Origin of the sequence: Sphingomonas sp. Leaf62 (assembly GCF_001421915.1) — a bacterium.
In the GTDB taxonomy this organism is placed as follows: Bacteria; Pseudomonadota; Alphaproteobacteria; order Sphingomonadales; family Sphingomonadaceae; genus Sphingomonas.
On the sequence record NZ_LMLN01000006.1, the window covers coordinates 1 to 528 of the forward strand.

General features: G+C 59.5%; 1 pseudogene. It reads left to right on the forward strand.

The window, feature by feature from the left end:
* Nucleotides 1-61: 61 nt before the first annotated feature.
* A pseudogene (locus tag ASE91_RS04360) lies at nt 62-411 on the forward strand (DDE-type integrase/transposase/recombinase); the annotation flags it as partial.
* Nucleotides 412-528 lie beyond the last annotated feature (117 nt).

Genomic DNA, 528 nt, shown 5'->3' on the forward strand with positions numbered 1-528 from the left:
TTCGTCATCGAGTTCGCCTTTCACCTTAAGGAGAACTCTCCACTTTTCCGGGGCAAGTCCAGTGAAACTCAACGGTGAAATGGTCTACCTCTGGCGTGCCGTCGATCAGGAAGGCGAGGTGCTGGAGAGCTATGTGACCAGGACGAGAGACAAGGCCGCAGCCCTGATGTTCATCAAGAAGGCGCTGAAACGCCATGGAGCACCGGACAGGATTACGACCGATGGTCTGCGCTCCTACCGTGCCGCAATGAACGACTTGGGCAACGCCGACCGGCAAGAGATTGGTCGCTGGGCAAACAACCAGGTTGAGACCAGCCATCTGCCGTTTGACGACGGGAGCGTGCAATGCAGCGCTTCCGGCAGATGAGGGCGCTACAGAAGTTTGCCTCCGTCCACGGGCCTGTCAGGAATTTCGTGTGCGGACGGGCGGATGCACATTACGCCGCCATGGCGCGGATGAAGCGTTCGCCGAAGATGACGGCGAACTGGGCCTTGGCCATGGTCCACTCACGTGGCGGCATCCTCCAC